Source organism: Arthrobacter sp. TmtSoilC48, assembly GCF_059739425.1.
Genome location: NZ_AP046049.1, coordinates 1,553,094 through 1,566,551 on the forward strand (window position 1 = coordinate 1,553,094; position 13,458 = coordinate 1,566,551).

Annotated in this window: 13 protein-coding genes; 8 read left to right on the forward strand and 5 right to left on the reverse strand. The window is 58.8% G+C overall.

Annotated elements, in window-relative coordinates:
- Window positions 1-23 precede the first annotated feature (23 nt).
- The 5 genes from AC6I97_RS07420 to AC6I97_RS07440 form a co-directional block, all read right to left on the reverse strand.
- Window positions 24-803, reverse strand: a complete 780-nt coding sequence (locus AC6I97_RS07420; protein ID WP_275964648.1) for an amino acid ABC transporter ATP-binding protein — start codon at window positions 801-803, stop codon at window positions 24-26.
- Window positions 800-1,777 carry an amino acid ABC transporter permease gene (locus AC6I97_RS07425; protein ID WP_497944553.1) on the reverse strand — a complete coding sequence of 326 codons (978 nt, stop codon included), beginning with the start codon at window positions 1,775-1,777 and terminating at the stop codon, window positions 800-802. The genes AC6I97_RS07420 and AC6I97_RS07425 overlap by 4 nt, the downstream gene beginning before the upstream one ends.
- Window positions 1,774-2,697, reverse strand: coding sequence for an ABC transporter substrate-binding protein (locus tag AC6I97_RS07430; RefSeq protein ID WP_497944554.1), 924 nt, complete (start codon window positions 2,695-2,697; stop codon window positions 1,774-1,776). Before AC6I97_RS07430 ends, AC6I97_RS07425 begins: the two co-directional genes overlap by 4 nt.
- Window positions 2,698-2,813: 116 nt before the next feature.
- Entirely contained in the window at window positions 2,814-4,499 is a 1,686-nt protein-coding gene (locus AC6I97_RS07435) for an amidohydrolase family protein (RefSeq protein WP_497944555.1), read from the reverse strand.
- A 287-nt stretch (window positions 4,500-4,786) separates the two neighbouring features.
- Entirely contained in the window at window positions 4,787-6,391 is a 1,605-nt protein-coding gene (locus AC6I97_RS07440; RefSeq protein ID WP_497944556.1) for a sensor histidine kinase, read from the reverse strand.
- Window positions 6,392-6,667: 276 nt separating this feature from the next.
- Between AC6I97_RS07440 and AC6I97_RS07445 the strand changes: the two genes are divergently transcribed.
- The 8 genes from AC6I97_RS07445 to AC6I97_RS07480 all read left to right on the forward strand — a co-directional run bounded on the left by AC6I97_RS07445 (window position 6,668) and on the right by AC6I97_RS07480 (window position 13,454).
- Complete coding sequence (locus tag AC6I97_RS07445; protein WP_497944557.1) at window positions 6,668-7,054, forward strand: hypothetical protein; 387 nt, start codon at window positions 6,668-6,670, stop codon at window positions 7,052-7,054.
- 220 nt (window positions 7,055-7,274) lie between these two features.
- A complete protein-coding gene (locus AC6I97_RS07450) occupies window positions 7,275-7,520 on the forward strand; it encodes a Flp family type IVb pilin (RefSeq protein WP_216926391.1) in 246 nt (81 codons plus the stop codon).
- Window positions 7,521-7,608: 88 nt separating this feature from the next.
- Window positions 7,609-7,983: a TadE/TadG family type IV pilus assembly protein gene (locus tag AC6I97_RS07455; protein ID WP_309925392.1), complete on the forward strand. Its 375-nt coding sequence runs from the start codon at window positions 7,609-7,611 to the stop codon at window positions 7,981-7,983.
- Entirely contained in the window at window positions 7,971-8,999 is a 1,029-nt protein-coding gene (locus tag AC6I97_RS07460) for a Tad domain-containing protein (RefSeq protein WP_497944558.1), read from the forward strand. Before AC6I97_RS07455 ends, AC6I97_RS07460 begins: the two co-directional genes overlap by 13 nt.
- A gap of 31 nt (window positions 9,000-9,030) precedes the next feature.
- Entirely contained in the window at window positions 9,031-9,807 is a 777-nt protein-coding gene (cpaB, locus tag AC6I97_RS07465) for a Flp pilus assembly protein CpaB (protein ID WP_224165171.1), read from the forward strand.
- Window positions 9,804-11,000 (forward strand): CpaE/TadZ family protein, encoded by a 1,197-nt coding sequence (locus tag AC6I97_RS07470; RefSeq protein ID WP_497944559.1) that lies wholly within the window; start codon window positions 9,804-9,806, stop codon window positions 10,998-11,000. The genes cpaB and AC6I97_RS07470 overlap by 4 nt, the downstream gene beginning before the upstream one ends.
- Before the next feature lie 203 nt (window positions 11,001-11,203).
- The gene (locus tag AC6I97_RS07475; protein ID WP_224091139.1) at window positions 11,204-12,514 is read left to right on the forward strand and encodes a TadA family conjugal transfer-associated ATPase; all 1,311 of its coding nucleotides are present in this window, start codon (window positions 11,204-11,206) and stop codon (window positions 12,512-12,514) included.
- Between the two features lie 7 nt (window positions 12,515-12,521).
- Window positions 12,522-13,454, forward strand: a complete 933-nt coding sequence (locus AC6I97_RS07480) for a type II secretion system F family protein (RefSeq protein ID WP_497944560.1) — start codon at window positions 12,522-12,524, stop codon at window positions 13,452-13,454.
- Window positions 13,455-13,458: the final 4 nt, after the last annotated feature.

Here is a 13,458-nt window from a genome sequence, read left to right on the forward strand (position 1 = left end):
GGCGATCGCCGGACCCCACGCTTTCACTTGACGTGGCGAAGGAAATTGGCTGTTCGGTCGTTGGATGGATGGTCGAGTACCTGTGCTGCCGGTCCTGATTCGACAATCCGGCCTTCATCCATGAACACGACTCTGTCCGCGACTTCCCGGGCGAATCCGATTTCGTGGGTCACGATGATCATCGTCATCCCTTCCTCAGCCACCCGCTTCATGACCGCCAGTACGTCGCCCACCAATTCCGGGTCCAGGGCGCTGGTTGGTTCGTCGAACAACATCAGTTGGGGTTTCATGGCCAGCGCGCGGGCGATTGCTACGCGTTGCTGCTGCCCGCCGGAAAGTTGCGCTGGATAGGAGTCTCGTTTCAAGGACAAGCCAACCTTGTCCAGCGCATCCAGCCCTTGTTTGATTGCCTCTGCTTTGGGGAGGCCGAGGACTTTCCGGGGGCCATACGTGACGTTTTGCAGGGCCGTCATGTGATTGAAAAGATTGAAATGCTGAAAGACCATTCCAATCCTCCGACGCATCAGTGCAGCTTCTTGTTCGGTGTGTTCGTACAGTTGTCCCTTGTGGGTCTTGAATCCCACGCGGTCGCCATCCACGTTGATGGTGCCGGACTCGATTGCCTCAAGTCCGTTGATGCACCTGAGCAGCGTGCTCTTGCCAGAGCCTGATGGACCGAGGACGCAGACAATTTCGCCTGGCTCCACCGTCATGTCCACTCCGCGAAGAATGTGGTTACGTCCCAGCCATTTGTTGACATCCCGGGCTTCCATCAAGGGTTCCTGCATTTGAACGGCACTCATGGCTGTCCTGCCTTCCGGATAGGTGCGGATTGCTGTTCCGGCACCGCAGCACGGCCTATGAAGAGTTGCCGAAATGAGAGGCGGGAGGATGCTCCCTCCGGATTGAACTTCCGCTCCAGGAAGTACTGGCCTACGCTGGCGAGGCTTACCAGGATCAGGTACCAAACTGTGGCGACGATGAGCAGGGGAACGATCTTGAAGTTTTGTCCATAGATCAACTGGGTTTGGGTGAGCAGGTCGCTGCCACCGATCGCTGAGACCAACGAGCTTGCCTTGAGCAGTCCGATGAATTGATTTCCCGTGGGCGGAATGATGACCCTGATGGTTTGGGGCAGGACGATCCGGCGAAGGGCTTGGCCCCGGGTAAGGCCGATGCTCAGCCCCGCCTCAGTTTGGCCTTTATTGACCGAGATGATGCCGCCTCGAATAATCTCCGCCATATATCCGGATTCGGCCAGAGACAGGGCACAGAGGCCTGCGGTGAATCCTGAGATCAATTCATTCGTGTCCCTCCCCAGGATGGTGGGGTAAAGCACGGCGAGATTGAACCAGATGAGGATCTGCACCAGCAGGGGTACGCCCCTGAAGAACCAGACGTACAGTTTGCCTACGGCTGACGCCACGCGGTTTCTGCTTTGGCACATGAGGGCGACGCCGAAGGCCAGAACGACCGAGATCAGCATGCTGAAAACCGCGAGTTCCAGCGTGACTGCTATGCCCTTGAGTATGGCTGGATGGAACATGAACTGGCCCACGCTGGCCCAATCGAGCCTTTCATTGCCGGCCTGCGTCCAACAGAATGCGCCGATGGTTGCCAGGATCAGGGCTGCGGAGGCCCATTGTCCGTATGGTTTTCGCCTTCTTGCCTTTTCTCCGGATACTCCCTGGGGCTGGTCCGAACTACGTCGGGGAGTTGTTAGTGGGGAATCGGTCGCCAAATGCACTTTTGTCAGCGCTTCATTATTTGTGGTCATTTGGCGAGGTTGATTCCGGGCTTTGGCAGATTGATGACAGCAACATCCCATTTCTTCAGGATCTCGTCATACGTGCCGTCGGCGTGGATGGCCTCGGTTGCCTTGAGGAAGGCGTCGCGCAATTGAGGGGTTTGTTTGTTAAAGATCATGCCGAGGAAGACTTTTTCCTCGAAGTTCACCGGAACGGACTCCAGCTTTCCACCGGTCTCCCTCTGCACTACGGATACGGCCATATCGGGCCAGAACATAGCGTCCACCCGGCCTGAGGTTAGCGCCAGGTTCTTATCGCTTCCGGTGGGGAAGGTTACTAGTTCCGGGGCAGGCTTGCCTTCGGCGGTGCAGGCCTCGGCCATCAGTTTGACCAGACGTTCGTCGTCGTTGCCCTTGACTCCGCCGATCTTGATTCCGCACCCGCCGTTGACCTCGCTGGTGATCTTCTTTGGGTTGCCTTTGGCCACCATGAAGACGGTTCCTGCCACTTGGTAGTCTACGAAATCAACTTTTTCCTGGCGCCCGGGCCGGTCCGTCATGCCAGCAATGGAGGCGTCAAACTTGCCGTTCTGCACGCCCACCAGAAGCTGGTCGAAAGGGACCTTCTGGTAGGTGACTTTAAGGCCCAGCTTGGCTGCCATCGCGTCCATCAGGTCAATGTTGAATCCCTTGACGCCGTCTTCGCCGATCGGAGTGTAGTTGGCGGGTTCAAAGTCGGGCTGTGTTCCGACAGTGATGGAACCCTTTGATTTGATGTCTGCGGGGAGCAGATCACTTAAGGAGGCATTACCGCTTGCTGCCGGTTCCACCTTCGTAGCCGGCTGTGCGGCGCCACCACAGGCGGCGGTGCTTGCGACTATGCCGACGAGAACTGTCGTTACAGCGACCTTCTTCCAGTATTCAGATACCTGGGGAGCAAAGTTCTTCATTGATCTATCTCCTAATAATTTGAAGGGAACTACTTGGTCTTGAAGGGAACTACAGGGTCAAACGTGGGCAGCACGGAATATCCCGGGTGTGAACCGCGGGATGTGCGGGGGAGGGGTTAGCGGAGGGAAGCGGCGGGTATGAGGTCGCTGCGGGGCTCGTCGACAAAGACTCCGTCGGCTGCCATCTGGTCCCAGATTCTCTGGACGACCTTGCCGGCTTTGTGGACCAGGGCGGCCTCGTCAACGATAGTCAGGGCGCCGTCGCGGACCTGCCACTGTCCGTCTGTCATGACATTCCTGACAGAGAGGCCATTGGCGTACATGAGGTGGTTCAGGGGTTCGCGCGGCACGGTTCCGACGCCGACAAACATGCCACTGACGTCGATGCTCGTGAGGTCTGCCTTCGCTCCCACGGCGATGCGGCCCAGATCTTCACGGCCAAGTCCCCTAGCTCCGCCCAGCGTGGCTGCCTCGACGGCGGTCCAGATCGATGGGCGGACCATGGGCACCGGGGTGGAATCACCCAGGAAGTCAGCACGGATGCGCCCATAGATGACCGCCATTTTCAGGTTCTCGATGTAGTCGTTGGAGTGGGTGTCCAAACCGATGCCGGAATTGACGCCAGCCCCCAGCACTTCCGGCCACGGCCACTGCGCCGGTGTTACTCCCGCTCCCGTACCGGAAGGGCAGTTGGCAAACGTGAAGCTGGAGTTCGCCAGAAGGGGGAGGTCACGCTCAAAGTCGATACCCAGCAGATGGGCCCCGAAGACGCGAACCGAACCATCGAAGATGCCCATGCTGTGCAGCCACGGTATTTCATCCTGGCCCCAGAGCCTGCTCATGGCTACCTTGTCTGGCTGAGGCGCGCGGCCATATCCAGCCTGAAGGTGAATGTGCAGGCCGTGCAGCTCTTGTGCTGCCGACTTCATTGCCGCAAAGGTTTCCGGTGTGTGCACAGCGTTGGTTGCCGGCGCCATCATGGGAAGGATGCGACCATCGTCAACGCCGTTGATGCTGAGGGCGTAGTCCAGGTTTTCCTGGATTTCGGCCAGGGTTTCCGGCACCGAGTCGAACAACGCTTGATCGTCCGTACCCCGCTTCCATATGGGCAGGATCCGCTTCATTCCCGGGACAGCGCCTGAAGGGTAGCCCCGGATGCCAAACTCGCGGGCAACCCGGACGTATGACTGCATTGAGCGCAGGCCCTTGGACATTTCCACTTGGGTAGTACACCCACCGCGAAGAATTTCAGCCAGGTTCAACGCGGTCATTGTGTCCAGATCTTCGGCCGGAAGGTCTTCAAGGAGCACCATGGCTTTGAGGAATTGGCGCCCCTGCCGCAGCGGCGCCCCTTTGCTCATGGGAGTCAGGTTGCCTTCAACGTAGCCACGGGTGGCTGCGCCTCCGGCTACATGGCTGTGCATGGAGATCAGTCCGGGAAGGAGCAATTGTCCCGGCATATCCACGCGCTCGTCGGTGCTGCCCGTGCGGGGCCTGACTGCCTCAATTCGACCGTTCTTGACCACAACTTCGTGATCGGCCAGGAGAACCATCTCGTCATTGATATGCGCCAGGAGCCAACTCGGGGCCAGAACCAGTGGACGGCTTTGGTCACGGAAGCCGTCAGCTCCGAATCCCCGCATCTTCGCCAGCGCAGACCCGCGCTGCACTTTGTCCTCCAACAGCCCTGTTTGAGCCAGCTGGTTCCTGACTGTGCGGGTCTCGCCCTCGAGCCCCGCATCGCTTCCGCAGTTGGCACAGCCAGCTCCGGCCTGGTTCGAAACGACTTCTACTTCTGCCATTCGTCTTCCCTCATCGTCGAGGCATCCAGTCAAGTGGATGCCGAATAGCGCCGACGGTATACCAAACTTGAAAGAAGCGTCAATAGGGCTGGGGAATGTTGACTTATTTCTGCGATCATCACCCCATCACTGGTGACCTTGGCATACCAACCAGCCTCTTGCGCTCATGTGAGGCTTGGGCTATCGTGGCTAGATAATGAAATTATGACGATCGTCACGATATCGATGAAGGAGATTGCCGCGGTCTGGCGGGCAGGCTCGATCTGCACCTGATATTGGATCTGCACCTAGCGAGGAACAGTGACCGTCACAGTCGTGCCGGAACCCGGCCGGCTGTTCAACCCGATGGTTCCACCGTGGGCTTCAACAATGGCTTTGCTGAGTGGTAAACCCAGGCCTGCCCCCGGTATTGCTGATTCCATTGCCTGATCGGCCCGGAAGAACTTGGTGAAGGCTTCGTCTTGTTCTTGTTCGGTCATGCCGATTCCGTGATCGCGGACGGATAGCTCTACCTCGCCGTTTTTTCCCCGGAGGCCAATGACCACTTGTGTGCCTTCGGGAGAGAACTTGATCGCGTTGGACAGCAACTGGTCAATGGCCTTGGAGAATTGACCGGGGTCCACATCTGCAGCGACGTCTCCATGGATTTGCAGAGCAATGGTGATGCCCCTTGCGGCGGCGGCCGGCCTGGCGTTCTTGACCGACTCCTGGAGCAGCTCGGAGACGTTGGTCGGCCGGCGACGCAGTTCGAGGTCTTCGGAGGCGACAAGGAGCAAATCATTGACAAGGGTCAGTAGGCGTTCCGCGTTCCGTTCGATGATGCCCATGAACGCAGGATTCGGCTGGTTGGCGAATATTTCCAGGTAACCAAGGATGGACGTTAGCGGAGTCCGAAGTTCGTGGGAGATAGTGGCGACGAACTTGTCACGCGCTGTTTGCGCCTTCACCAGGGCTGTGACGTCCGTGAAAGCAATGATGGAACCCTTCAATTGGCCCGATTCGTCGAGCAGCGGCCGTGCGGCCGCAGAAAAGGTCCGCTGCTTCTCCGCATCGCCCACCCGGACGAGCCTGTTGGTGAAACTGGCGCCTCGGACGGCAAGATCCGCGGGACCGTTCCGCTCTTCGGCGGACGGCCCAGTCACAACTGTGAAGGGGTTCACGGAGTCCGTCGACTCCTGAACCCATGAACGATCGGCCCGAAGGCGGCGGTTCGTAAGAATGTCGCCACCGTTTGTGTCCATGGCCCAGACACCGACGTTGACCGTTTCCAAGACGGTATCCAGCAGTTGTGCGTGTTCTTTGGTTGCACCGTGGAGCCGCACCAATTCGCGATCCTTACGGTCCAGTGTGTCGCCATGTTCTATAAGCCCACGGGCAACAGCGTGTCCGGTGATCGCCAAACCAGTCATGATGACAGGAAAGACAATCATCCGGACCAACTCTGGCCGTTCAACCTCGTGCCCCAATACGAACGGTGACGCAACAGTTGCGCAAAGCGGTGCCAGGATGGCGAAGGCAACGCGCACCTTGCTGACGCTGACAGACAGCCAGATCACAGGAAAAGCCATGACAAGCCCCACCACGCTGAGCACCGGACCGCCGACCTCGCGGAGTAGGCCCAGAACGAGACAATCCAGTACGGGGATGAAAACGAAACTCCAACTGGGAAGACGGTTCCATGGAAGAACGAGGCATGCAGCCAGGATCATGACGTGCAGGAGCAGTACGACGACGAAGACAGGGTCGAAGAGGCTGCTGGCGTTGAACAGGATTGCTAGGAAAACAATCAATGTGACCATGACCATCAAGGGCAACTGGCACAACACAACCGCCCTGCGCCTACCGATTCTGCTGAAATAGTCCTCCAGCGGCAAGAAAACGCTATCCCCCATAGCCAAGCACCTTCCATCCCCCCGGATCTGAAAACCAAGTCCTGCTGCCCAGCATAGTGATTTACGGATCAGCAAAGACAACGCGCAGTACGAAAGCACAGGAATTTGTGGAAAGTCCTCCCACGCCAAGACCAAGTACAAGGCAAGCAAGCAAGTAGTCGGGCCCGCCGGAAACGAGTACCCACTACTCGTGACGGGGCCCTTCTGCAGCCGATTCAATTGAGCACAGAGGATCTGAAATGACGTTTGTTGGAGGGGTTTACGTTGAGTACAGGAATGGAATCGGCAGCAGTGTTCGCGGGGTCGCTGCCCGGGCTTCTCCTTATGTCCGTGGGACAAATAATGGTAGTGGTGTGCCTGTGCTTCGATATGGTGCGTGCGATGTCCATACCCAGTTCACGCCCCCGGTACGTGGCGAATACGATTTTCAGGACCTTGGCGGTTCCTTCCATCATGGTCATGGGGATCAGCGCGCTCGCTGAAGCGGTCACCTGGTCATGGCTTCAGGTGGCCATGTGTATGGCCGTGCTGGTGATGATCATCTTCCGCTGGCACTCCGACAAGGATGAAGACAACTGGTGGAAGGGCAAGGGCAAGAAATTGGCCCGGTGGGCGCGTAAGCAGCTCTCGCCACCACCCGTGGTTGCCCCTGCAATGGGCTGACAAACCTCAACGATAAGGCCGTGCCAATGGTGGCGCGGCCTTATTTTGTGTGGGCAAAGGAAGGGAATTCCTAGGTTTAGCGCAGGAAATGCGCAGGTTCCAGAGGCTTTCCACAGGAAGTCCCAAGGACTCCGATATGGGCCTCTCTCCGTTGCTACGTTGGTTGGGAGCTGGTATCGGGCCAGCCCACATCTCCCCAACTCGCTCAGGAGTTTTCAAAATGTTTGCTACCTTCCGCACCATCGCATCCCGTGCCCGTCGTGAAGAGAACGGCGCTACCGCCGTCGAATACGGCATCATGGTTGCGCTCATCGCCGTTGTCATCATCGTTGCTGTGACCCTGCTCGGCGGGAACCTCGTCGAGACCTTCAATAGCTCAGCCTGTGCCGTCAAGGGCGGCACCTGGACGGCCTCTGCACCAGCTTCGGGTTCGACCCCGGCCGTTGTTGGCAGCTGCTCGAAGTAGTCCGGCTCTCAGCGGGTACCCGGGTGGGTGGGTCGGTGGCCCCACCCACCCGCTCCTCTTTCCACTTTCGATGAGAAGGCAGATCCACATGCAGAGGACATCAGAACGGGGTGCAGTAGCGGTTGAGTTCGCACTGCTTGCACCCATCCTGATACTCCTGGTTCTGGGGATCATGGAATTCGGACGGGCCTATAACGCGCAGGTCTCGCTCACGAACGCTGCCCGCGAGGGCGTGCGCGTGATGTCCATCGCGAATGATCAGTCGGCAGCCAGGACCGCGGCGAAAAACGCCGCTGTAACCCTGAATCCCAAGCTGGCAGATGCGAACTTCACCTTCAGTGCCACCAGCTGTACGTCCGGCGCGCAGATGTCCGTAACCGTCAAATACACACTCAGCACCCTCACGGGAATCGCAGGACCGTTCCCGATGCAAGGAGTAGGGGTGATGGTATGTGGCGGCTAAAGGGCAATGACGACGGCGAACGCGGAGCCGTTGCGGTCCTCATAGCTCTGATTCTGGTTGCGTTGCTTGGCTTTGCCGCCCTGGCTGTGGACGCTGGAATGCTCTACTCGGAAAAGGCGCAGGCGCAGAACGGATCCGATGCAGCGGCCCTGGCCGTGGCGGAGAAATGCGCGGCCAATCTTAGCGACCCGAATTGCTCCACTACGTCCCAGATTGCCAAGGACATGGCCAATAAGAATGCCATAGACGGCCTTGGAAACATCAACTCGGTAAACCTTGATCTGACTAACCGGAAGGTGACCGTGTCCGCCGGCTCCCAGCAAGCGGGCGGCGCTCCAAATGCCGTTTCACTGGTCTTCGGCCGTGTCCTGGGCATGAATACGGCGGACGTTGTGACGTCGTCGACTGTTCAGTGGGGCAGTCCTCGTGCTGGAACAACTCCATTTCCCCTGGCGTTTTCGATCTGCCAGGTGCAAGGGTACGTTGGCGGTGTCCAGCAGCTTTTGCAGGCTCACGGCACCGGCGCCAACCCCAGCTGCAACTACGGGCCTTCAGGGGCGGCAGTCGAGGGCGGGTTCGGATGGACTGTCCAGGATACTGGCGTGTGCGGTGGCACCATTGACCTGGCGCTCAGCGAAGGTGGCAGCGCTCCCGGGAACAGCGTGCCGCCAAACTGTGCAACCACCCTGAACAAGTGGGCAGCCAGCATCAACGCCGGAAAAGACGTTATCGTGCTGCTTCCGGTCTTCAATGCCGTCACGGGCACAGGCAGCGGAGCCATTTACCACTTGGTCTCGTTTGCAGCCTTCAAAGTGACGGGATGGAAGTTCAGCGGCGGCAGCAGCCTCCCTGACGCTTTCCATAACGACAGCCCCTATGTTTCCTCCTCACTGTCCTGCACCGGAAATTGCCGGGGGATCGTGGGGAGGTTCGTCAAGTACGTATCGCTGGCAGATGGCTATTCCTTGGGACCTGTGGATGCCAATGGTGTCACCGTAGTGCGCCTGACCAGCTAGCCTTTCCAACTATTAAGCACAGGAGTGTTAAGTGAAATCACGCTTATTGGCAGGATCGGCAGCAGCGCTGCTGGCGGTCATAGGGGTGATCCTCGTGTTCGCTTATGCGCAGGGCGCTGATCAACGTGCTGTCCAGAACCTTGCCCCTGTTGAGGTGTTGATGGTCAAGGCGCCGATTCCCGCCGGCACGCCGGTAGAGGCCATGAAGGCTTCCCTTGCCGCGCAGCAACTTCCTGAGTCTTCTGTCCCCGAATCAGCACTGAAGACGTTGGGCGATTCCGCGGGCAAGGTGGCCGCTGTGGACCTGGTACCGGGCGAACCTTTGGTGGCCGAGCGATTGGTCGCCCCGGAAGCATTGAAGGCTCCGGGAAACGTTGCGGTGCCTCCAGGAATGCAGGAAGTTTCGTTCCAGCTGGACCCCGTGCGAGTCGTGGGGGGACGGATAGTTCCTGGTGACCACATCGGGATTTTCATTTCCATGGAGAGCGGTGGAATTGAGTCCAAGCCGGATAAGGAAACCACCCAGTTGTCCATTCACAAGGTGCTTGTGACCGCAGTCCAGCGTGCCCCCGAGCCAGCAGCCACAGCCCAGCCCAGCCCTGCCCCGAGTTCCGGGACCCAAGCACCCGATCCCAAGGACAGCACCCTGCCCACCGGTTCCCTGCTCCTTACCGTGGCAGTGGGCGACTCGGATGCAGCCAAGATCGTTTTCGCCGCCGAGTTCGCCAAGATCTGGCTGAGCAAGGAGCCTGTGGACGCCCAGGAGAGCGGACCCAGAATCATCCAACGGAGCGAGGTGTACAAGTGAGTCGCTTTGTCCTGATAACGCCCAGTGCTGAATTTGATCAGCGGCTACGTCAAGCCGTTGCCGGCGGCCTCCCCGGAAGCGTGCAGACCTTCTTCACCAGCGTCCTGCCCGTTGACCCGGCCGAGCTCTTCGGCGCCCTGGACCAGGGACAACTCGAGGTGCTGATCCTGGGCCCGGACGTTCCGGTGGAGGAAGCGATGCGCCTGGCTACAGTCCTTAACGTTCAGGTGCCGGAGCTCAGCGTACTTCTCGTCGCTGAGCCGCAGCCGGACTTTATCCTCCAGGCGATGCGATCCGGCATCCGCGACATCATGAGCCCATCCGCAGACACGGCCGAGATCAGGGTCACCCTGGAGCGTGCTTGCCAATCCTTCGCCACCCGTCAGCGCACTTCGGAACCTAAGCCAGCAGGAGCCCCTAAGGGGCTGGTGATCGGCGTCTTTTCTCCCAAGGGAGGCGTGGGAAAGACGACCATCGCCACGAACATTGCCGTGGGGTTGGGCAAGATAGCGCCGATGAGCGTAGTAATCGTGGATCTCGATTTGCAGTTCGGTGACGTCGCCTCGGGACTCTATCTCAATCCGGAACATACTGTTACTGACGCGGTCACGCCGTCGGCCAGCCAGGATTCTTTGGTGCTCAAGGCATTTCTCACGGTCCATCCCGCGAGCATTTATGCTCTGTGCGCGCCCAAAAATCCTGTTGAAGCAGATGAAATTACGCCCGAACAGGTGGGCCGGCTGCTGGAGCAACTTGCCGAAGAATTTCAGTACGTGGTGGTTGATACAGCCCCGGGCTTGCCTGAAATCGGCCTCGCGGCGTTGGAGCAGTGCACCGACGCCGTGTGGGTGTCAGCCATGGACGTGCCAAGTGTTCGGGGCCTGCGCTCCGGGTTGGACATCCTTCGCAAGCTGAATCTGCTCCCGGAAACCCGCCATGTGGTACTCAACATGGCCGATTCCAAGTCCGGGTTGTCCGTCCAGGACGTTGAATCGACCGTTGGTGCCCCCGTTGATATCAGCATCCCCCGGTCAAAAGCAGTGGCGCTCTCCACCAACCGTGGAATTCCGGTGCTGCAAGAGGGGGCGAAGGATCCAGCAATCAAGGGCTTGAACCATCTCGTTCAACGGTTCAACCCCGCGTGGCGGGCCACGGCCCAGCGAAAACTGCACAGAAGGGTGGTAGTCCAGTGAAGCTGTCCGAACGCCTGCGTGACGCCGAGGAAGAATCCGCGGCTCCAGCCACTGCGCTTGGACAAGGATCCAAGCCACTCTCGACGGCCAACCCCACCTTTGCGCAGGCCGCCCAGCAGGCCAAACCGAACCTTCAAACGAAGGCCACGGTCGCGTCGAAACCCCACCTCTCGGTGAAATTGGCTGATCATCCTGACGCGCCGATGCCAAAGGCCCAGCAGCCGGTGGACGCCTTCGCTGCCCTGAAGCGACGCGCCGCAACGGCATTGTTTGAGCGTCTGGGTGCGAGGTTCAACGATTCAACGTTGAGTGAGCAGGAGTTACGGACGGCTGCCCGGGAAGAGCTGACCAGGATCATCGACGCCGAGCAGGTGCCGCTCTCTCCTGAGGAGCGCAGCCGGCTTGTGGCGGATGTGGCCGATGATGTCCTGGGCTATGGGCCACTGCAGCGCCTGCTGGATGACCCGGAAGTTACGGAGATCATGGTCAACAGAATGGACCAGATTTACGTCGAACGGCGCGGCAAGCTGATCCTCACGGATTCGGGATTTAGCTCCGAAGACCATCTGAGAAGAGTCATCGAACGCATCGTCTCCAAGGTGGGACGCCGAATCGATGAGTCATCACCGCTGGTCGATGCCCGGTTGGAGGACGGCTCACGCGTCAACGCTGTGATTCCGCCGCTTGCTGTTGGCGGTTCGTCCCTGACAATCCGAAAATTCAGCAAAGTGCCCTTGACTATCAGGAATTTGATCGACTTTGGCACACTGACCCCTGAAATCGCCGAACTCCTGAATGCCTGCGTCAAAGCGAAATTGAACATTATTGTTTCCGGCGGTACTGGAACCGGCAAAACCACGCTGTTGAATGTCCTGTCTTCATTCATTCCTGAGGACAACCGAATTGTGACCATTGAGGACGCCGTGGAGCTGCAGATCCAGCAGCAGCACGTGGTCAGGCTTGAGAGCCGGCCCCCAAACACTGAGGGCAAAGGCGAAGTCACTATCCGGGAACTGCTCCGGAACTCCCTCCGTATGCGCCCGGACAGGATCGTGGTGGGCGAGGTGCGCGGGGGAGAGTCGCTGGACATGCTGCAGGCCATGAACACCGGCCACGACGGGTCCCTCTCTACGGTGCACTCGAATTCTCCCCGTGATGCCGTGGCCAGGCTTGAAACGCTGGTTCTAATGGCTGGAATGGACCTTCCCTTGCGGGCGATCCGGGAGCAGCTCGCGTCCGCCGTGAATCTCATCATCCAAATTTCGCGTCTCCGCGATGGCACGCGACGAATCACGCACGTGACGGAGGTCCAAGGGATGGAGGGCGATATCGTCACGCTCCAGGACGCTTTTGTTTTCGACTATTCGGCCGGCGTCGACGCTCACGGTAGGTTCCTCGGCAAACCAGTTTCCACCGGTATCCGTCCGCGGTTCATCGATCGCTTCACCGACTTGGGCATTCATGTTTCTCCCGAGCTTTTTGCGGCTCCACTGACATCGACGCCGAGGACGTGAGCGTGCAATGATTCTTTTCGTCGGGCTGGCCCTCATGCTGTCAGCCATCGTGCTGTTCGGGGTCGCTGTTATTTTGCCAAAGACCCCCGATGTTCCGCTGGACCGGCGGAGGCCCTACCAGGTGCTTCCCGGTTCCCATCTGACGCGATTCACCGGGTCAACAACGGACGCACTTCATCGTGTGCTGACGCAGCGCAAAGTTCGGCTTTTCAACCGCGAACAACTCGATGACGCGGGTGTGCGAATGAGCCAAGCGGACTTCGTCGTCCTGGTGATTGCAGGCGCGGTGGTGGGAGCCTTGATCGGGCTGATTGTCGGCGGCATTCTCGTCGCGATTCTCCTCAGCATTTTGGCACCCTTCGTGGCTCGTCTTGTTCTGAAGTTCAGGGCGGGCAAAAGGCGTGACAAGTTCGATGATCAGCTTGGCGACACTCTTCAGCTTCTTTCCGGCGGCCTTAGGGCTGGCCACAGCATCCTGCGCGCCATCGACGCTGCTGCCACGGAATCAGTCAGCCCCACATCCGAAGAAATGCGCAGGGTCATCACGGAGACAAGTCTGGGACGGGACTTGCAAGCGTCCCTGAACGATACGGCGGAGAGAATGCGGAACGAGGATTTCGTGTGGATAGCCCAAGCAATCCAGATCAACCGTGAGGTGGGTGGGAACCTCGCAGATGTGCTGGACCAGGTGAACGACACCATTCGCGAACGCAGTGAAATCAAAGGGCACATTAAATCCCTGGCTGCAGAAGGAAAGTTTTCGGCCTACATTTTGATGGCCCTCCCGGTGGGAATCGTGTTCATGCTCATGATCGTCAACCCCGGCTATATGAACGTGATGTTCACCAATCCGCTGGGCTGGGTGATGATCGGAGGTTCCGTCATCTTGATGGCCATCGGTGGTCTGTGGATGCGCAAGATCATCGACTTGAAATTTTGAGGTG

Excerpts from the sequence above, each read along its gene's own strand:
- AC6I97_RS07460 (WP_497944558.1), top strand. The coding sequence starts at position 7,971 with ATGTGGCGGCTAAAGGGCAATGACGACGGCGAACGCGGAGCCGTTGCG.
- AC6I97_RS07435 (WP_497944555.1), bottom strand. The coding sequence starts at position 4,499 with ATGGCAGAAGTAGAAGTCGTTTCGAACCAGGCCGGAGCTGGCTGTGCC.
- AC6I97_RS07450 (WP_216926391.1), top strand. The coding sequence starts at position 7,275 with ATGTTTGCTACCTTCCGCACCATCGCATCCCGTGCCCGTCGTGAAGAG.
- AC6I97_RS07475 (WP_224091139.1), top strand. The coding sequence starts at position 11,204 with ATGCCAAAGGCCCAGCAGCCGGTGGACGCCTTCGCTGCCCTGAAGCGA.
- AC6I97_RS07445 (WP_497944557.1), top strand. The coding sequence starts at position 6,668 with ATGGAATCGGCAGCAGTGTTCGCGGGGTCGCTGCCCGGGCTTCTCCTT.
- AC6I97_RS07430 (WP_497944554.1), bottom strand. The coding sequence starts at position 2,697 with ATGAAGAACTTTGCTCCCCAGGTATCTGAATACTGGAAGAAGGTCGCT.
- AC6I97_RS07455 (WP_309925392.1), top strand. The coding sequence starts at position 7,609 with ATGCAGAGGACATCAGAACGGGGTGCAGTAGCGGTTGAGTTCGCACTG.
- AC6I97_RS07420 (WP_275964648.1), bottom strand. The coding sequence starts at position 803 with ATGAGTGCCGTTCAAATGCAGGAACCCTTGATGGAAGCCCGGGATGTC.
- AC6I97_RS07480 (WP_497944560.1), top strand. The coding sequence starts at position 12,522 with ATGATTCTTTTCGTCGGGCTGGCCCTCATGCTGTCAGCCATCGTGCTG.
- AC6I97_RS07425 (WP_497944553.1), bottom strand. The coding sequence starts at position 1,777 with ATGACCACAAATAATGAAGCGCTGACAAAAGTGCATTTGGCGACCGAT.
- AC6I97_RS07440 (WP_497944556.1), bottom strand. The coding sequence starts at position 6,391 with ATGGGGGATAGCGTTTTCTTGCCGCTGGAGGACTATTTCAGCAGAATC.